This is a genomic window from Streptomyces sp. NBC_00354 (assembly GCF_036106915.1).
Classification (GTDB): Bacteria; Actinomycetota; Actinomycetes; order Streptomycetales; family Streptomycetaceae; genus Streptomyces.
The window spans coordinates 8,522,568-8,538,897 of sequence record NZ_CP107983.1 but is presented as its reverse complement, the minus strand read 5'-3'; the positions used below and the strand labels follow the sequence as shown (position 1 = coordinate 8,538,897).

Annotated in this window: 20 protein-coding genes; 9 read left to right on the top strand and 11 right to left on the bottom strand. The window is 71.3% G+C overall.

Going from position 1 to position 16,330, the window contains the following annotated elements:
* The first annotated feature begins 134 nt into the window (after positions 1-134).
* From OHT74_RS39475 to OHT74_RS39450, 6 genes are all read left to right on the top strand, one after another.
* Complete coding sequence (locus tag OHT74_RS39475; RefSeq protein WP_266671836.1) at positions 135-323, top strand: hypothetical protein; 189 nt, start codon at positions 135-137, stop codon at positions 321-323.
* A 4-nt stretch (positions 324-327) separates the two neighbouring features.
* Positions 328-1,077, top strand: coding sequence for a restriction endonuclease (locus OHT74_RS39470; protein ID WP_266671834.1), 750 nt, complete (start codon positions 328-330; stop codon positions 1,075-1,077).
* A 392-nt stretch (positions 1,078-1,469) separates the two neighbouring features.
* Positions 1,470-1,835, top strand: a complete 366-nt coding sequence (locus tag OHT74_RS39465; RefSeq protein ID WP_328623045.1) for a PRC-barrel domain containing protein — start codon at positions 1,470-1,472, stop codon at positions 1,833-1,835.
* Positions 1,836-1,917: 82 nt separating this feature from the next.
* Entirely contained in the window at positions 1,918-2,091 is a 174-nt protein-coding gene (locus OHT74_RS39460; RefSeq protein ID WP_328623044.1) for a CsbD family protein, read from the top strand.
* A 180-nt stretch (positions 2,092-2,271) separates the two neighbouring features.
* The gene (locus OHT74_RS39455) at positions 2,272-3,522 is read left to right on the top strand and encodes a cytochrome P450 (protein ID WP_328623043.1); all 1,251 of its coding nucleotides are present in this window, start codon (positions 2,272-2,274) and stop codon (positions 3,520-3,522) included.
* Between the two features lie 99 nt (positions 3,523-3,621).
* A complete protein-coding gene (locus OHT74_RS39450; RefSeq protein ID WP_328623042.1) occupies positions 3,622-4,338 on the top strand; it encodes a hypothetical protein in 717 nt (238 codons plus the stop codon).
* A 36-nt stretch (positions 4,339-4,374) separates the two neighbouring features.
* Here the strand turns inward: OHT74_RS39450 and OHT74_RS39445 are convergent, their stop codons facing one another.
* Both OHT74_RS39445 and OHT74_RS39440 read right to left on the bottom strand, forming a co-directional pair.
* Positions 4,375-4,785: a DUF5133 domain-containing protein gene (locus OHT74_RS39445; protein ID WP_328623041.1), complete on the bottom strand. Its 411-nt coding sequence runs from the start codon at positions 4,783-4,785 to the stop codon at positions 4,375-4,377.
* A 500-nt stretch (positions 4,786-5,285) separates the two neighbouring features.
* Complete coding sequence (locus OHT74_RS39440; protein ID WP_266671824.1) at positions 5,286-5,714, bottom strand: CBS domain-containing protein; 429 nt, start codon at positions 5,712-5,714, stop codon at positions 5,286-5,288.
* A gap of 275 nt (positions 5,715-5,989) precedes the next feature.
* Between OHT74_RS39440 and OHT74_RS39435 the strand changes: the two genes are divergently transcribed.
* The 3 genes from OHT74_RS39435 (at position 5,990) to OHT74_RS39425 (ending at position 8,413) form a co-directional block, all read left to right on the top strand.
* Complete coding sequence (locus OHT74_RS39435; protein ID WP_266671822.1) at positions 5,990-6,163, top strand: CsbD family protein; 174 nt, start codon at positions 5,990-5,992, stop codon at positions 6,161-6,163.
* 116 nt (positions 6,164-6,279) lie between these two features.
* Positions 6,280-7,401, top strand: coding sequence for a glutamate--cysteine ligase 2 (locus tag OHT74_RS39430; protein ID WP_328623040.1), 1,122 nt, complete (start codon positions 6,280-6,282; stop codon positions 7,399-7,401).
* 184 nt (positions 7,402-7,585) lie between these two features.
* A complete protein-coding gene (locus OHT74_RS39425; RefSeq protein ID WP_328623039.1) occupies positions 7,586-8,413 on the top strand; it encodes a ribonuclease BN in 828 nt (275 codons plus the stop codon).
* 711 nt (positions 8,414-9,124) lie between these two features.
* On the opposite strand, the gene OHT74_RS39420 is transcribed toward OHT74_RS39425, so the two are convergent.
* The 9 genes from OHT74_RS39420 to OHT74_RS39380 form a co-directional block, all read right to left on the bottom strand.
* The gene (locus tag OHT74_RS39420) at positions 9,125-9,811 is read right to left on the bottom strand and encodes an HAD family hydrolase (RefSeq protein WP_328623038.1); all 687 of its coding nucleotides are present in this window, start codon (positions 9,809-9,811) and stop codon (positions 9,125-9,127) included.
* Positions 9,812-9,881: 70 nt separating this feature from the next.
* Positions 9,882-10,679: a TIGR03557 family F420-dependent LLM class oxidoreductase gene (locus OHT74_RS39415; protein WP_328623037.1), complete on the bottom strand. Its 798-nt coding sequence runs from the start codon at positions 10,677-10,679 to the stop codon at positions 9,882-9,884.
* A 76-nt stretch (positions 10,680-10,755) separates the two neighbouring features.
* Positions 10,756-11,244 carry a flavin reductase family protein gene (locus OHT74_RS39410; protein ID WP_328623036.1) on the bottom strand — a complete coding sequence of 163 codons (489 nt, stop codon included), beginning with the start codon at positions 11,242-11,244 and terminating at the stop codon, positions 10,756-10,758.
* A gap of 141 nt (positions 11,245-11,385) precedes the next feature.
* On the bottom strand, positions 11,386-12,753 hold the full coding sequence (locus tag OHT74_RS39405) for a mycothione reductase (RefSeq protein ID WP_328623035.1): 1,368 nt from the start codon (positions 12,751-12,753) through the stop codon (positions 11,386-11,388).
* 78 nt (positions 12,754-12,831) lie between these two features.
* Positions 12,832-13,953: an LCP family protein gene (locus tag OHT74_RS39400; protein ID WP_328623034.1), complete on the bottom strand. Its 1,122-nt coding sequence runs from the start codon at positions 13,951-13,953 to the stop codon at positions 12,832-12,834.
* 274 nt (positions 13,954-14,227) lie between these two features.
* Complete coding sequence (locus OHT74_RS39395) at positions 14,228-14,581, bottom strand: PRC-barrel domain-containing protein (protein ID WP_266671811.1); 354 nt, start codon at positions 14,579-14,581, stop codon at positions 14,228-14,230.
* A gap of 34 nt (positions 14,582-14,615) precedes the next feature.
* Complete coding sequence (locus OHT74_RS39390) at positions 14,616-14,939, bottom strand: plasmid stabilization protein (RefSeq protein WP_328623033.1); 324 nt, start codon at positions 14,937-14,939, stop codon at positions 14,616-14,618.
* 85 nt (positions 14,940-15,024) lie between these two features.
* Entirely contained in the window at positions 15,025-15,252 is a 228-nt protein-coding gene (locus OHT74_RS39385) for a hypothetical protein (protein WP_328623032.1), read from the bottom strand.
* A 277-nt stretch (positions 15,253-15,529) separates the two neighbouring features.
* Positions 15,530-15,769, bottom strand: coding sequence for an STAS domain-containing protein (locus OHT74_RS39380; protein WP_328623031.1), 240 nt, complete (start codon positions 15,767-15,769; stop codon positions 15,530-15,532).
* Positions 15,770-16,330: the final 561 nt, after the last annotated feature.

Sequence of the window (16,330 nt, the reverse complement as noted above, 5' to 3'; positions counted from 1 at the left end):
TGGGAGGGAGCTGACACAGGAGACCTGGGTTCGCTTCCGTTTCTCCGCGGCACAGCGAAGTCCTGCTGGAGCAGCCACTCATGATCCGGCCCGCCCGGGGAACACGGCCGTCATCCACCGAAAGGGGCATGGACATGCTGGGCATCACCGCCGCAGTGCTGTTCTTCATCGCGTTCCTGATCAACGCCGCCAGCATCAACACGAACGAAGCGTTCAGCTCCACCAACTTCATGCTGATCGGTCTCGCCGCGCTCGCGCTCCACGTCGCAGGCACCGGCCACGGGTGGGCGGCCCGCGGACGGGGCCGGGGTCGTAGGCGCTGACCCCATGGCGTCGAGGGAAAGCAGGAGCAGGGTCCCGCGGCGCCGCGCGCCGCTCGGGCGAGATCTGGTGCTCGCCGTGGGGCTCGCCGGTACGGCCGTGGGCGGACTGGCCGTCTTCGTCAAAGCCACCTCGGCGGCCGGGACACGGATGCCGGTCCTGCCGCTGGCAGCCGCTGTGGTGCTGCTGCTCGGCGTGGCGTTCGCCGGATGGAGCGTGTCCCCCGTCAGGCCTCGCCCCACGGCACCGCCCGACCCGGGCGTGCGCGCCGCGACGGGCGTGCGGCCTGCGACGGATCTGCCGGATGTGGGAGCTGACGCGCTGGACCATGCCGCGGTCGATGCCGACGGCTTCGAGCACACCATCGCCGCTCTCTGCGTACGCGACGGCTGCACCCCGGTGGAAGTGGTGGGCGGCGCGGGCGACCTGGGCGCCGACGTGATCGCCACGACCCCGGACGGGCTGCGCGTCATCGTGCAGTGCAAGCACTACGCCGAGGACAACCGGGTCGGCTCGCAGGACCTGCAGCGTTTCGGCGGGACGTGCTTCGCCGTCCACGACGCCGACGTCGCGATCATCGTCACCACCGGCCACTTCACTGCGCCTGCCCTTGAGTACGCCGCCACGTGCGGCATCGTCTGTGTCGACGGCGAGGCCCTGGCGGCCTGGACCGAGCCGGGCGTACGGCCGCCGCCCTGGGAATCGGACACTGTCCACTCCGACGACTCCACCGACGGCGTCCGGGCCGGCCACTGAGCGGGGGCCGGCCTGGTCACCGGGCACTGAGGGGGGACCGAGCGGGGCGACAGGCAGAGGCCTGGTCGTGAAGAGCCGTGGCACGGGACCAGGGCACGCAGGAGCCCGGCCGCGTGATGGCGGGGGGATGCCACCACGCGGCCCGGGTCCGCTGGGGAACCCGCGCCGCTCACCGTCGCAGACTCCCGTGACCAGCCTTATGGCCGGTTTCCGTCGGCCCAAACGGTCGGAGCGGACTTCTTTCTCGGAGTGGGTCGACGGTCCCGCACACAGGGGCGTGGAAGCGCGGGTCTGCGGGCAGGCGCACCGTCGACGCAGATCCCTCCGCACCCGGGACCACGGGGGCGGAGGGCCCACAGTTCCGATCGAAGGAATCGAAGGAGTTGTTTCGCATGACGGAGAACGTCTGGGCCTACCGCGTCGGCGTCGACTACCTCGCGGCCGACCTCACCGGCTACGCGGTCGAGGCGCTCGACGGCAGCATCGGCAAGGTCGACAAGCACTCCGACGAGGTCACCGACGCCTATCTGGTCGTCCACGCCGGCATGTGGCTCCTCGGCAAGGACGTACTGCTGCCGGCCGGCCTGGTGACCCGCATCGACCATGCAGCGGAGAAGGTCTACGTGGACCGTACGAAGGAACAGATCGAGGCCGCCCCGGAGTTCCGTCGTGACCGGCACCTCGGGAACGCGGACCATCGCGAGGCCGTGGGCACGCACTACCTCTCCGGCATGCCGTTCGGCGTCCCGCCCGCGTGACCTGATGCCGACGTTTGGCGGCCACGAACGCGGTCAGACGCGGAGAGCAAGGCAGTTCCCGACCCCCAGGGAGTGATCAGCTGTGTCGCAGGACGAAAAGGGCCAGGCCAAGGCCGAGCAGGCAAAGGGCAAGCTCAAGGAAACGACCGGCCGCCTGGTGGGCAACGAGCGGCTGACCGCCGAAGGCCGCGCCGAAGGGGCGAAGGGCGATGCCCGCCAGGCCAAGGAGAAGATGAAGGACATCTTCAAGCAGTGACCTGACCGCTCCGCAGAGAGCGTGTCTCGGTCCCGAACCCGTCGAAGGTTCGGGACCGAGACACGTCCGCCCTCACCGACCGGCACCGGGGATGAACACTTCGAAGGTGTCCGACCCGGCCGAAGTCGACGGCCCCGCTGGTCGTTGTGTGCGGCACGCCCTATCGGGCAGGCGCAGGACATGACCCTTTTGAGACATCCCGTAGCCCCCTGGCACGACAGCACGCTCGCCCTGATGACGCAGGGCTACGCGTGGCTTCCCGACCGTATGCGGGTCGCCGCAGACGGCACGGTCAGAACCCACCTGCTGGGCCGGCCGACGATCGCGCTGCGCGGTCCGGAAGCGGTCGCCTTCTTCTACGACGAGGACCATGTCGCAAGGGCCGCTGCCCTGCCGGACCCCGTTCTGGACACCCTGTTCGGGCACGGCGCCGTCCATACCCTCGACGGCCGGGCACACCGGGTCCGCAAGGCCATGTTCCTCTCGCTCCTCAAGGAAGCGGACGGTGTGGCAGCACTGGGCGCGCTCGTCCGGGGGCGTTTCCTGGCGGCCGTGACCGGCCGGCCGTGGGAGCGCCAAGTCCTCTTCGACACCGCCGCCGAGTCCCTCGCCCTGGCCGTGTGCGACTGGGCGGGCCTGCCGCTGGCCGACACAGCGGTTGCGGACCTGTCCCGTGACTGCACGGCCATGGTGGACGGCTTCGCGTCCCCCGGCCCTCGCCACGTCCGCGCCCACCGGGCCCGGGCCCGGCAGGAGCAGGCCCTCGCGAAACTGGTCTCCGACGTCCGCGCAACGCGGGCCGACGCGGTAACCGAGGGATCCGCTCTCGGCGCCGTGGCCCGGCACCGTGACGCCGACGGCGCTCTCCTCGACCCGCGGATCGCTGCCGTCGAACTGCTGAACGTCATCCGACCCACGATCGCGATCGCCTGGCTCGTCACCTTCGCCGCCCACGCGCTGCACCGCTGGCCCCACCACTGCGAACTGCTGCGCTCCGGCACCGACGGCGGCTACGCCGTCGCGTTCGCCCACGAGGTGCGGCGCTTCTACCCGTTCGCCCCCTTCGTGGGAGGCCTCGCGGCCCGCGACCTGACCTGGCGGGGCGAGGAAATCGCGAAGGACACCCTGATCCTGCTCGACCTCTACGGCCAGAACCACGATCCCGCCCTGTGGACCAACCCGTACCGGTTCGACCCGCACCGCTTCACCGGACCGCACAGCCCGCTCGACCTCCTGGTCGCCCAGGGCGGCGGCGACCCCGCCCACGGCCACCGGTGCCCCGGGGAGGACATCACCGTGACCGCCCTCGCGGTCATCGCGACGGAACTGGCCCGCCTCGACTTCGACGTCCCCGAGCAGGACCTGGCGATCCCCCTGTCGCGCATTCCGACCCTGCCCCGCAGCGGCTTCGAGCTGATCCTGCGTCCGTAGGGGGCACGGGTCCGGACCGCTGCGATGTTTGTCCCGCCGCGCCAAGGGCACGCGCCGACCGGGGTCCGTCCGTCCCGTCCCCACGGAGGCGCGAGATCCATGACGTCCTTCGGCTACTTCCTGTCTTCCGAGGAATTCACCCCGCGCCGGCTGCTGGACCAAGCCCGCCCGGCCGAGGACACCGGCTTCACCCGCCTCCCGCCTGGCAGTCACCGGATATCCCCGATCGGAGGTTTCACCATGCGCGACATCAAGTTCCCGGCAGCGCCGGGGCCGTCCTTCCTCACCGTGTACCTGAACGATCACCTCACCGGCTCGGGTGCCGGCGTACGGCTCGCCCGGCGACTCGCCAAGCGGCACCGCCGCACGGACGGAGGCCCGGAGCTTGCGAAGCTGGCGGAGCAGATCGATGAGGACCGGCAGAGCCTGCGCCGCGTCATGCGCGACCTCGACGTCCCCGTACGACGCGTACGCGAGGTCGTGGGGAGGATCGGGGAGTCAGCGGGGCGGCTCAAGCCGAACGGGAGCCTCGTGCGCCGCTCCCCGCTCAGCGATGTCGTCGAACTCGAGATGATGCTCCTGGGCGTCGAGGGCAAGGCCGCGTGCTGGCGGGCACTACGCGAACTCACCGCGGCCGACGACCGCCTCGACGCCCCCGACCTCGACCGCCTCCTCGCCCGCGCGGACACACAGGTCCGCACCTTGGACGACCTGCGCCGACGTCGCGCGGCCGAGGTCTTCGCGGCGGAACTCGGGGTGACGGCCGCGGTGCGTGCGTCCGGTGGACCCCTCCGTCCGGCGGCCGGGCACCGGTAGGGCTCGTCCACGCGGGGTGAGCCGCTCCGGCCGCCGCTACGGTGCCGACGAGAACAGGCGCGCCTCCGCTGCCAGGACGGCTTCGTGCACGGTGGCTCTGCCCATGAGGACGCACAGGGTGTAGCCGGCGTCGTCCATGGCCCGCAGGGCCACCGGGTCTTCGGGCGCAGCAGCGAGGCGGGCCTGGCAGCCGCGCAACCGCGTCAGGACCTCCTCGGTCCTGGCCCGGGCCGGAGTGAGAACGCTCCCCCGCCCCACACTCGGTACGGGGCTACGTCCCGCATCCATCGCACGGTGCAGCGCCCGCTCGATGTGCACGGGAACGGGTGTGCCGCGGGTCCCGGCCGCCATGGCGGCGGCCAGTGCGTCGGGAGTGGTGTGCGCGAGATGGGCGGCGACCTCGAGGATCCGCCGCGCGTCACGGGCCGTGCACGGCGTCGCGGCCATCAGCATCCCTACCGCCCGTGCGATCGCCGGAGCACCGAAACGAGGTCCGCCGGAGGAATCGGCTGCGGCGGGCGGGGACGGGGGCGGGGGCTGACTTCCCACTGGAGGCATACGAGACCCCTTCAATCCAAGGCGGGAGAACGCGCAGGCGCACGCATGGAAGGTATTCCCACGGTTCCACTGGTCGTAAGCATGGCGCGCCGCCCCTTCGTACCGGCATGCGCCCGGTGCGGCACGGGCGGGCAGGTCGTGCACGCCGAACGACGGAAGAGCGCGCCGTGACGGGCGCGTTGACCGGACCGGCCACGCCTCCCGCCTCCGCGGGCATGTGCGTACCGGAAGGGGGCAGGCGCAGGCCGTGGCGAAGCAAATCCCGGCCGGCTGCCGACCGCATCACGGCGCCGTGGGTGTCGACCGGTGGGTTCCCACGGAGACCGGCTGGGACACCGCGGCACGGGTCACCGAGGAACCGTCATGACCGTTCCACGGGCAGCCCATGCCTATCGCTCGGCGCTGCCTTCCGCCGCCGCGATGGAGGCGAGCGGCGACCCCGGGTCCCGTTCGACCTCCAGATCGCCCAGGGTGACGATGCCGACGAGTTCCCCGTTCTCGGTCTCCACCGGGAGACGCCGCAGCGCGTGCCGACGCATCAGGTCCACGGCGCGGTCGACGAGGTCGTCGGGCCTGACCGTGAGCGGATCGGTGCTGCATATCGCCCGCACGGTCGTTTCGGCGGGATCCCGGCCCTCCGCCACCGCACGGACGACGAGGTCCCTGTCCGTGAGGATGCCGCGGAGCCGGCCCTGGTCCACCACCAAGACGTCCCCGATGCCGGCGTCCCGCATCACCCGCGCGGCCTCCGCCAGTGAGGTCAGGGGCTCGACCGTCACCGGATGGTCGGTCATCACCTCGTGCACTCGTCGGGTCATCGGTCCTCCCGCTGCTGGAACGGGTCTTCGGCGGGCGCCTACCCGCCCTCGTGCGGGGTAAGCGCGGGACCCCGGAGCCCGCGGGTCCTCCGGCCGGGCCCGGACGTATCCGGTGGCCAGGCGGCTGCGCACCCTAGCCGAGGCCCTGCGTGTCCGGACGACGACTCACCGTCCATCTCCCCTCGGCCCGGACGTCCCGCTGGTTTGGCAACCGGAATAGCGGTCAGAAGCAGCACGTACGGTTTGTCCCCCATCTCCCCAGGGAGTGATCAGCTGTGTCGAAGAAGGAGAAGAGCCGGGCCAAGGCCGAGCAGGCCAAGGGCAGGCTCAAGGAGACGGCCGGCCGTGCGGTGGGCAACGAAAGCCTGACCGCTGAGGGCCGCGCCGAGAAGGCGAAGGGCGACGCCCGCCAGGCCAAGGAGAAGGTCAAGGACGTCTTCAAGGGCTGACCCGCCGAGGTGTCCGTCGTGTTCCCGTCCCGGGCTCACGGCGGGCGCGGGCCCCGGCATGGACAGCAGGCGCGCCCAGACCGATACCTGAACGTGGAAGCGATGGACTGCGGCGGATGCGAAGCGTGGGTGTGGAAGAAGAGCTGTTGCTGGTGGACGCCCGCAGCGGTGAGCCCCTGGCCGTGTCCGGTGCCGTGCTGGCGGCCGCAGACCGGTCAGTCGGGCAGCAGCCACAGGGTGGCGGCGCGCCAGGGCACCCCTTCGAGAAAGAACTGCAAAAGGAGCAGGTGGAGTTCGCCACCAAGCCGGTGACAGACATGGGTGAACTCCAGGATGAGATCACCCGATGCCGCCACGAGGCACGCCGGCACGCCGCATCCGCCGGCGCGCTCGTGGCGGCCATCGCCACCTCGCCCCTGCCCGCCCGGCCCTCGTTGAATGCAGGGAAGCGGTACCAGTGGCTGGGGCGGCAGCTCGGCCTGACCGCGCAGGAACAGCTGACCTGCGGCTGCCACGTCCACGTATCGGTCGTGTCGGACGAGGAAGGCGTCGCGGTACTGGACAGGATCCGGCCCTGGCTGCCCGTGCTGACCGCGATGAGCGCGAACTCCCCTTTCTGGCAGGGAGAGGACAGCAACTACGCGAGTTACCGAAGCCGGGTGTGGAACCGCCTCCCCTCGGCCGGCCCCACGGATGTCTTCGGGTCCGCCGACCGCTACCACGAGCACGTCCGCGCCATGATCGACACCGGGGTGCTGCACGACGAGGGAATGATCTACTTCGACGCCCGGCTGTCGGCCTCCTACCCCACCGTGGAGATCAGAGTGGCGGACGTATGCCTCGAGGCATCGACACCCGTGCTCCTCGCCGCCGTGGTCCGCGCCCTCGTCGAGACCGCTGCCCGGTCCTGGCGCGACGGGGAGCCGCCCGCCCGCATCGGCACGAACCTCCTCAGGTTGGCGGCATGGCGGGCCGGCCGGTCAGGTCTGGACGGACCTCTCCTCCACCCCGAAACCATGAAGGAGACACCGGCAGCGGAAGCCGTGCGGGCGCTGCACGCCCATGTCCAGGAGGCCCTGGTCGAGCACGGCGACGACGAACGGGTTCGAGAAGGGATCGCCGGTCTGCTGGAGCGGGGCAACGGGGCTCGCATCCAGCGCGAGTTGTTGCGCACACAGGGCAGCCTCGCCGCCGTGGTCACCCACTGCGCGCGCATCACGACCGACTCCCTCTCCTGAGCCCGGACCAGATCGCCCCAAACGGTGGAGCCCCGCCCGGGGCGTCCTACCGTGGGAACAGCAGCAGCTGGAGCGGCCATGCTCGTCACGTCACTCCCGGACCCCGCATCCGGATCGCCACGCCCGGCAACGAGAACCCTGCAGTGCCGACCGGGGCGTCGGCGCCCGCGGGGGCCCTGTCGCGATGCCCGCATCTGAGCCGCCCGGACGGATGTCGCCCTTCGGGCGGCTGGGCAGCGCGATCCGCCGTGCCCGGGCCGGGCGCCGCTGGGGGCGCGTGCGGGAAGTGGACCTGTGGCAACGCGCCCTGGGGTTCGCCGCGCTCGGGTTCCTGACGCTGGTACCGCTGCTGATCGTCATCACCGCGGCGGACGCCGCCCGCGGGCGGGGGTTCGCCCAATGGCTCGGGGACGGACTCGGCGTGTCGGCGACCGCCCGGGTCGAGATCGAGCGGCTCTTCGCCCTGCCCGGACAAGCGTGGCGGACCACGACGGCATTCGGCCTCGCGCTGCTCGCCGTGTTCGGCCTGTCGTTCGGCACGCTGCTGCAGAACGGCTACGAACGGATCTGGGACCTTCCCCCAGCCCGCTGGTGGGCCAGATGGCGGCACGTGCTGTGGCTCGCCGTACTCATCGGCTTCCTGTACCTGTCGGCGTTCTCCCCGCCGTGGCGCGACTCCCCGGCCCGCGGCTACGTGACGTTCGGAATCGGCACGCTGTTCTTCTGGTGGTCCCAGCGACTGCTGCTCGCCGGCCGGATCCCTTGGACTGCCCTGTTCCCAGGGGCGGCAGCCACCATGATCGGGCTGCTCGGGCTCCGGATCTTCTCCCGGCTCGTCTTCTCGCCACTGATCGCCTCCAGCGCCGTCACGTACGGGCCCTTCGGAACCGTCCTCGTCATCCAGTCCTGGCTCGTCGCCATCGGCGTCGTCGTGTTCGGCGGCGCGCTCACCGGCCGATTGCTCCACGACGAGCTGCTGCGCCGGGCAAACCCCGCGGACGGTGGCCGCTGAGGAACCCTCGGCCGCACCCCCCGGGACGGAGGGCAGGACGGCGCAGCGCCCCCACCATCGGACTGGCCCTGTGGCCGCACCGGCAACACGTCTGCCGACAGCGTGGGCACGGCCCGTCGGGGAGGGCGCGCAGGTCGCGGGCGCTCCCGAGCTCTGCCGCCACACACTGTTGGCCCCGGTGGTGCAGGGGCCGTCGATTTCGCCGTCCGGGTCGGCACCGCCGGTCTGGAGCCCCGGGATGCCGTTGGTCTCCTCCCACAGCTGGAAGACGGCACCGGCCAGCGGATTGCCCGTGTCCCGGTCCTCCTTGATCACCGTGATCGCACCGGTGTCACTGATCGGCGCCTTGTTCGGGAACGGCTCTGCCGCCGCAGCGTACGAGGGGGTCACCAGCAGCGCCGCCGTCCCAGACCCTGCCCGCCGCGAAGGGAGATGCGCCCCGGTTTCATTTCCTCGGTCAGGACCGCATACGGGCTCAGTCGGGAGGTTCCGGCGGCGTCGGCCGTTCTGTGGTGGAAGGCTGCTCAGGGGCGTCGGCCGGGGGCGGCTTGTCTCCGGGGCCGGCGGGGTGCGGGTCGCGGGGAACCGGATCCGGTCCATCCGGAGTGGGCCCGGGGCCCTCGGGCTCCGGCTCGGTCGATCGTTCCATGTGGCTCACCTCGCGGTGCGGGTCGTTATCGTACGCACTGCGCCTACCCGGCAGGTCATCGCTCAAGCGGTGTGGTTCGGTGATCTGTGCCCGTCCGCGAACGGGCTGTTGTCGATGTGCGCGAGCAGGTCGGCGGGGTGCCGGTAGACGGCTCGAGCTCCAGCCTCTTCGAGGTCACGCCGCGGGATACCGCCGCAGAGCAGGCCCACGCACGCGACGCCGGCCCGGGAACCTGCCTGCATGTCCCAGACGGTGTCGCCGACGAGTACGGCGCCGTGCGCGGGCGCGTCGGCGAGGCCGAGGGCGTGGTGCACCGGATCCGGTGCGGGCTTGCCCTCGCTCACGTCGTCGGAGCTCGCCGTCGCGGTGATCGCGTCGTCTGCGTCGACGGCCCGTCTGAGTGCGTCGAGCTCGGCGTCCTGTGCGGAGGTCACGAGCACGACCCGCCAACCCCGTCGGTCCAGCTCGCGCAGGAGATCCGCCGCCGCGTCCAACGGGGGCAGCCGGTCGAAGTACGTGCCGTAGAGGGTGCTGTGCGCGGCGCTGAGCATGTCGTCCTCGCTCGTATCCCGGTCCTCGCCCAGCAGATACCCGAGGAGGTCCTCACCGGGCAGTCCGATCGAGCGGTGGATGTCGTGCATCGCAACGTCGTGGCCCGCCTGCCGCAAGGCCTCCCACCAGCAGACCACGTGCAGGTGATTGGTATCGGCGAGGGTGCCGTCGACATCGAACAACGCAGCGCGGTTCATGTCCGCCTCCCGCAAGCTCAGCAACCGAGCTCGTGCCCGAACCCGGCCTCGTTCACGGAGGGGGCCGTTGTCACAGCTCCCCCAGAGCCGGCAGCAGCTCCGTCTCGGACCAGTCCAGGAAGGACTCCTGCTGGTCGCCGCCGATCTGGATCAGGGCGATCTCGGTGAATCCTGCGTCGACGTAGGGGCGTACTGCATCGACGAAGGCGTCCACTTCGCCGCCGCAGGGTATGGAATCCGCGACGTCCTCGGGCCTGGTGTGCTGCGAGGCCTGTGCGAAGCCGGCGGGGCCGGGGAGTTCCTCGTTGACCTTCCAGCCGCCGAGCGCCCAGCGGAACTGGTTGTGCGCTCGGGCCACCGCCGCGTCGCGGTCGGGGTCGTCGGGGCGGTCCCAGAGTCTGGCGTTCTCGACGTCGAAGTGGGTGCCATGGTGGCTGACGTACCCGCCGGTGAACAAGGAGCGGATGATCCCCACGGCTTCCTCGAGCATGTCCAGGCGGACATGGGCGGCGGGCCAGCCCGCGCCGACGATGTGCTCGTTGAGGTTCTCTCCCGAGCCCAGCCCCAGCCGGAAGCGCCCCTGGGACAGGGGTTGCATCGTGGCCGCCTTCTGAGCGATCACGGCAGGGTGGTAGCGGAACGTCGGGCAGGTCACGTACGTCATGAGCGCAATCCGGGAGGTGGCCTGCGCGGCGGCGCCCAGCACGCTCCACGCGTAGGGCGCGTGCCCTTGGGCCTCCAGCCAGGGAAAGGAAGGGACCGAGATGACGGAGAAGTCGAATCCTGCCCGCTCCGCGCCCACCACGTGGCCGACCAGCTCCCGGGGCCCGGCCTGCCCGGTCATCATCGTGTACCCGATTCGCACCATGACCGGCGCCTTACCGCTTCGGTTCCGTTGAAACGCGCCCGGCCCGTGCAAGCGAGGAGAGCCGCGGCTCTTGGCCTCAGGCGGGGTGGCCGGGCTCCAAGTCGCGCAGCTCCCGGCACCGGAGCAGTGCGGGCGGCGAGCCCTCGGTCGGCGGGCACACTGCCACGGGAGCCAGGAGAAGGCCCACGTGGTCACCGCCCTCGATCCTCCCTTCGATCCGGCCGGTGAACCAGACGGGCACCTGCTCCAGGACCGGAGTGCCTGCTTCTCCCGGCCGCCAGGCGACCCGCGCGAACTTGTCCACCCGGTCGCCCGTCTCCCCTCCGAAGAGTTCGGCCAGCGCCCGCTCGTCCCGGTGGAGCAGGTGCACGGTGAGGTACTCGGCCTCACACGCGACGCGGTAGGTGTGGTTGGCGACCGACAGCCAGACGGCGAACCTCGGCGGGTCGATGGAGCACTGCGAGGCGAAACCCACCAGGCAGCCGGCCCGCTCGCCGCCGGACGCGGCCGTGACCACGTACATCGGGCCGTCGAGCCCGTCGGTGAAGGGGTCCAGCTCCGTCACGGCGCCTCCTCGTTTTCCGAATGGTCCAGTGGCCCTCAGGCGGCTGCCCGGGCGGTGATCGGTGACCCACCGGCGCTGCTCGACCCCGGCCGGGCCGGGCACACTGAGCCGGCCGGCCCTGACGTCGCTCGTCGGCGGGGCTCACAGACCGAGGTCGAGGAGGGCGTTCTCCACGACCTCCGTGAGCGCGGGGTGGATCCAGTACGGGGACCTGGCGAGGGTCGTGGCGTCGATGCCGAGGGTCGCCGCCAGGACGAGGGGCTGGATGAGGGTGGGGGCCTGCGGGCCCATGAGGTGGGCGCCGAGGAGACGGCCGGTGCCGGGCTCGGCGAGTACCTTGCAGAATCCGGTGGTGTCCTCCATCGCCCATCCGTAGGCGACATCGCCGTAACCGGCCGTGCCCACCAGGTAGTCCAGCCCCCTGTCGCGGCAGTCCTGCTCGGTGGCGCCGACCGAGGCGATCTGCGGCCGGGTGAACACCGCCGCCGGCACCAGTTCGTGGTCGGCCGCGATCAGGTCGTCCGGGTGTCGGAGATTGTGGGCCACGACCTCCGCCTCGCGGTTGGCCACGTGTTTGAGGGGTACCGGCGAGCAGATGTCCCCGAGCGCGAAGACGCCTTCCGCTGTGGTGCGCTGATGTCGGTCGACGATCACTCGGCCGTCGTCGTGGGTGGCGATTCCGGCCGCTTCGAGGTCCAGCCGGTCGCTGTTCGGGACGCGGCCCACGGCGACGAGCAGCATGTCCGCCTCGACCGTCGATCCGTCGTCCAGGTCGAGCCGCAGCGCGCCCGGCCGGCCGCCCACGGCCGTGACCTCCCGGCCGAGCCTGAGGTCGTAGCGGGAGCGGACCAGTTCGGTGAACCGCTCCCGGACCGTCTCGTCCTGCGGGCCGAGCAGATGCTCTTCCTTCTCGACGATGGTGACGGAACTCCCCGTCTCGGCGAACACATCGGCCAGTTCCGCGGCGATGTAACCGCCGCCGAGGATCGCCAGGTGCCGGGGCGGCGCGTCGATGCGCATGATGGTGTCGGACGTCTCGTACGGCAGGCCCGCGTCCGTGACGGGCCCGGGGACCACGGGCCGACCGCCCGCCGCGACGACGATCTGCGCGGCGCTGACGTCGACGGCCCCGTCCGCCCGGTCGATGCGGAGGGTCCTCGGTCCGGTGAAGCGTGCCCTGCCCTCGTACACGGTGACCGAATCCTGCTGCTCACGGCCCGTACGACCCTCGTCCCGTTCGGCGTCCAGCCGGGCGAAGATCCGGTCGCGCGCCTCGCGCCAGCGCACCGCTCGCAGCTCGGCGTCCACGTCGTACACCCTGGCTTCCCGGACAGTGCGGGCGACGTGCGCGGTGTAGGCGAGCATCTTGCTCGGGATGCATCCGGCGTTCAGGCAGGTTCCGCCGAACCAGCGCTCCTCGACGATGGCCACGTCCAGATCGCCGAACGAGTCGTCGACGACGGCGTTGCCGGATCCTGCACCGATGACGACAAGGTCGTGGTGACGCATCCGGCCAGCCTACGAGGCCCTTTGCCGAGCCGGCGCGCCGGCGCGCTGGTCACGTCGGCCTCTGCCCGGCGCCGCCGTTCACCGGCAGGGCGGCGCAGCCGCGGTGGTGCCCGTGAAAGCGGGGGCCGGTGTGGGGTCCCCGGTCGGCTCTGCGGACGGCCTGCCGTGGTCCGCCTCGGCTTGGACCACGTCCACCGGCTCGTCCGTGCGCAGCCGCTGGAACAGCCGGGCAGCATCCACACCGATCAGTTCGTCCCGGTTCGGGTCGGCGCGGTAGGGCTGCCGGGGCACGGTCAGGAACTGTACCCCGGCCACGGGGATGTCTCGCATGGTGAAGACCAGTTCGTACAGGCTGCGCAGGGAAGCGAGCTGCGGGTCGGTCGTCACGGCGGACGTGGCCGCGTCCAGTACCGCGTACAGGCGGGCGGGGTTGAACAGCACCCTGTTGCTCTGCACCTTCTTCACGAGTGAGGCGAGGAACTGCTGCTGGCGGGTCATCCGTTCGGTATCGCTGCCATTGCCCAGGCTGTAGCGGGCCCGCACGTAACCGAGCGCCTGCTCACCACTGAGGGTCTGGCGTCCGGCCTGCAGCCGAAGCTTCGCCTTGGCATCGTTCACCGGCTCGTCGAGGCAGACCTCCACCCCGCCGACCGCGTCGACCACCTTCTTGAAGCCCTGGAAGTCCACCACCACGTGGTGGTCGATCCGGATCCCGGTCATCTTCTCGACGGTACGGATCGAGCAGGCCGCGCCCCCGAACTGGAAGGCCCAGTTGAACTGCGCGAACTGCGCCTCGGTGCGGCTTCCGTCAGTCGTCAGGCAGGAGGGGATCTCGACCATCAGATCCCTGGGGAGTGAGACGGCCGTCGCACTCTTCCGGTCCGCCGCCACGTGCAGCAGGATCGCGGTGTCCGAACGCCCCGTTTCCCGACGCCGTCCGTACCTGCCGTTACCCGGGCCCGCGCGCGAGTCCGATCCGATGAGCAGGATGTTCAGCGCCGTGCGCACGACCGGTGCCGGGCGCTCCGCCTCGTGCCGTCCCAGCTCGGAGGCCGCGGGAACGTCGGCTGTGATGTTGCCGTCGAGCTTGCGGTAGATCCACCAGCCCGCCCCGGATCCGACCAGCAACAGCAGTGCCATGCCGAGACCGATCCAGCGCAGCAGCCGGCGCCTGTGCCGCCGGGCAGGACGCTTTCCCATGCCATCCCCTGCCGGGCCGTCCGCGCCCCGTCTGCCTGTCCTGTCCGACACGGCTGTGTCACCTCTTCACGGCGCCGACGGCGGCCGCCGGGTACCGACCGCGACCTGTGTCGATCATCTATCCGGATGACGGCAGGCGCTCGGGGGCCGAGGCCCCGAGTACGTCATGCGGGTGACGAGGTGGACGCCCCCGCTGCTGAGCGCTGTCGGCGCCCCGGGCGACAGAGCCGCGGGGCCCGCCGAACGGCCGGGCCCCGCGGCGCGGAGGCCCACGCTACATGTGCGGCTGGTTGTAGTAGTGGGCGAACTGCTCCAGGTAGGACGGCTCACCGCTGTACTTGGACTCGTCGAACTCGGGAGCGTCCTTGATCTGGTCCTTGGTCCGGTCGACGTAGACCGTCTCCTCCGCCACGTCGATCATCTTGATCGTCCCGGCGGGCAGCAGCACGTGCTTGCCGAAGATCCACACCCCGGTGTCCACGACAATGTGGGAGGCGCCGACCTCTTCGGAATGCTTGCTGATCTTGCCGATGCTGCCGTCCGTGGCCTCGACCTTGTAGCCGACGATGTCAGTGCCGGGCTGGTAGCCCGTGCCCGGACGGTATACCCAGATGTCGAACTCGGTCACAGCAGTCTCCTTTCCTCACGCCCGCCCGGCCGATTCAGTGGCCGAGAGCGCGCTTCAGCTCTGCCTTGTCCATCTTCGAACGGCCCTCGAGGCCCTTCTGCTTCGCCTCGTTGTACAGCTGCTCCTTCGTGGGGCCCTGCGCACCGCTGTGGGAGCGCTGACCGCCGCGCCTGGAGGACGACATGTCCTGGATCGAGGACCGGCTCGCGGTCTTCGACTCGCCGGAGCGGGCACGTTCCTTGTTCACGGTGCGGGCCGCGATCTCCTTGGCGCGCTTCGTACTCTCGCCGCGCTGCTCGGCACTCTCCTTGATGTGCTCGTACTGACGTTCCCGCTTGGGGCTGGAACCACGAGGCATGACAACCCTCCTCAGCTCGCGCTGCGGTCTCTGCACGGCGGCTGTGCCACCAGGCCTGTCCTGCGCCTTCCCATCCCGGGCCACCTCATTCAGACGGCTTGGGCGGGCCCTCCCCCATGTCCACCGACAGCCCCGCACCCGCCTTCCGGCCCTTGTCCTCCTTGCGGGCACGGTCCACGCGGTCCGGGTCGGCGGGCGGCCCGCTGCCCGGGCCGGTCCGGGACGGGACCCCTGACCGGCGGCCGTGTTCGTCCACCTCCGCGCCCTGATCAGGGAGCAGCGCCGGGCGCTGATCCTGCTTCTTGCCGGTCATCTCCACCACCTCTCACGATCGGGTGCGGCCGCGCCTGGGGCGCGTTGCGGGCGGCGGAAACGGCCTGGCGCAGAGCGCTAGGCGGCGGCCGGGACAGGTGCGCCGCAGGAGGCCTCGCGGCGCGGGGCCGGGGTCGTCGCCGTCAGCATGCCCACCGCCCAGGCGAGCGTCTGCTCGGGCGGCATGGGCATGTCGGGGGCATGACAGGCTGCCCTCGGGACCGCCGGCGAGCCGGGTGTACGCGGCCATGGAGATCACTTGCTTCCGGCGGGCACGGTCAGGTGAGCAGGAAGCGCGTGGCGGTGAGATCGAGGAGCCGCTCGACGCGGCGGCTGGCGGCAGTGACGTGCAAGGCACGGCCGTCTCGCAGGGTGGCGAGGCGGCCGGTCAGGACGGCGTTGAGGCCGGCGCAGTTGCAGAAGGTGACCCGGCTCAGGTCCAGGAGGAGGGTGCCACGGTGGGAGACCCGGGCGATCAAGGACTTCGCAGAACCCCGTAGACGTTCCTGACCAGTCACGCCCGCGTCCTGCCGGCCCTCGCGCAGGACCCGGGGTCCGCCTGCGGGAAGTCGCCGAGACCTGCGTGCTGACCGAGCGGAGCATCCAGTCGATCGTCGCGGACCTGGAGCACGAGGGGTACCTCACCCGGTACGCGAAGGCCGCCGCAACCACTACCGCCAGCCCCGGAGCCAAGTTCCGCCACCCGGCTGAGGCGGGCCACGACAGCGCGGGCCTGCTCGCCCTCCTCGCCGAGACCCCTCCCTGCCCCGGCCCGCGCCGGCCCCCTCGAGCCGCAACGGACCTGACGGACACCACAACGCGAACAACCGGGCATCCCCCGACCGGTCTACACGGCGCGCCCCACCGCGGGCAGCCCCGGCCCGTGCGTGGCACGGTGGCAGGGGAACGAGTGGTCCACGTACGCGGGGCCCGGCCGGTCGGCGAAGCCCCGGCCGGGCCCCGCCAACGCGTACCGGCACGCGCAACCGCCCGACTTCGGCCCGCGACGTGCCCGGGAGCACCTTTCTTCTCGCCCCGTGGACGGTTCCGGTCGGGTGAGCCACGCACGGCACGCCGCC

Excerpts from the sequence above, each read along its gene's own strand:
- OHT74_RS39475 (WP_266671836.1), top strand. The coding sequence starts at position 135 with ATGCTGGGCATCACCGCCGCAGTGCTGTTCTTCATCGCGTTCCTGATC.
- OHT74_RS39470 (WP_266671834.1), top strand. The coding sequence starts at position 328 with ATGGCGTCGAGGGAAAGCAGGAGCAGGGTCCCGCGGCGCCGCGCGCCG.
- OHT74_RS39465 (WP_328623045.1), top strand. The coding sequence starts at position 1,470 with ATGACGGAGAACGTCTGGGCCTACCGCGTCGGCGTCGACTACCTCGCG.
- OHT74_RS39455 (WP_328623043.1), top strand. The coding sequence starts at position 2,272 with ATGACCCTTTTGAGACATCCCGTAGCCCCCTGGCACGACAGCACGCTC.
- OHT74_RS39450 (WP_328623042.1), top strand. The coding sequence starts at position 3,622 with ATGACGTCCTTCGGCTACTTCCTGTCTTCCGAGGAATTCACCCCGCGC.
- OHT74_RS39445 (WP_328623041.1), bottom strand. The coding sequence starts at position 4,785 with ATGGCCGCGACGCCGTGCACGGCCCGTGACGCGCGGCGGATCCTCGAG.
- OHT74_RS39440 (WP_266671824.1), bottom strand. The coding sequence starts at position 5,714 with ATGACCCGACGAGTGCACGAGGTGATGACCGACCATCCGGTGACGGTC.
- OHT74_RS39430 (WP_328623040.1), top strand. The coding sequence starts at position 6,280 with ATGCGAAGCGTGGGTGTGGAAGAAGAGCTGTTGCTGGTGGACGCCCGC.
- OHT74_RS39425 (WP_328623039.1), top strand. The coding sequence starts at position 7,586 with ATGCCCGCATCTGAGCCGCCCGGACGGATGTCGCCCTTCGGGCGGCTG.
- OHT74_RS39420 (WP_328623038.1), bottom strand. The coding sequence starts at position 9,811 with ATGAACCGCGCTGCGTTGTTCGATGTCGACGGCACCCTCGCCGATACC.
- OHT74_RS39415 (WP_328623037.1), bottom strand. The coding sequence starts at position 10,679 with ATGGTGCGAATCGGGTACACGATGATGACCGGGCAGGCCGGGCCCCGG.
- OHT74_RS39405 (WP_328623035.1), bottom strand. The coding sequence starts at position 12,753 with ATGCGTCACCACGACCTTGTCGTCATCGGTGCAGGATCCGGCAACGCC.
- OHT74_RS39400 (WP_328623034.1), bottom strand. The coding sequence starts at position 13,953 with ATGGGAAAGCGTCCTGCCCGGCGGCACAGGCGCCGGCTGCTGCGCTGG.
- OHT74_RS39390 (WP_328623033.1), bottom strand. The coding sequence starts at position 14,939 with ATGCCTCGTGGTTCCAGCCCCAAGCGGGAACGTCAGTACGAGCACATC.
- OHT74_RS39385 (WP_328623032.1), bottom strand. The coding sequence starts at position 15,252 with ATGACCGGCAAGAAGCAGGATCAGCGCCCGGCGCTGCTCCCTGATCAG.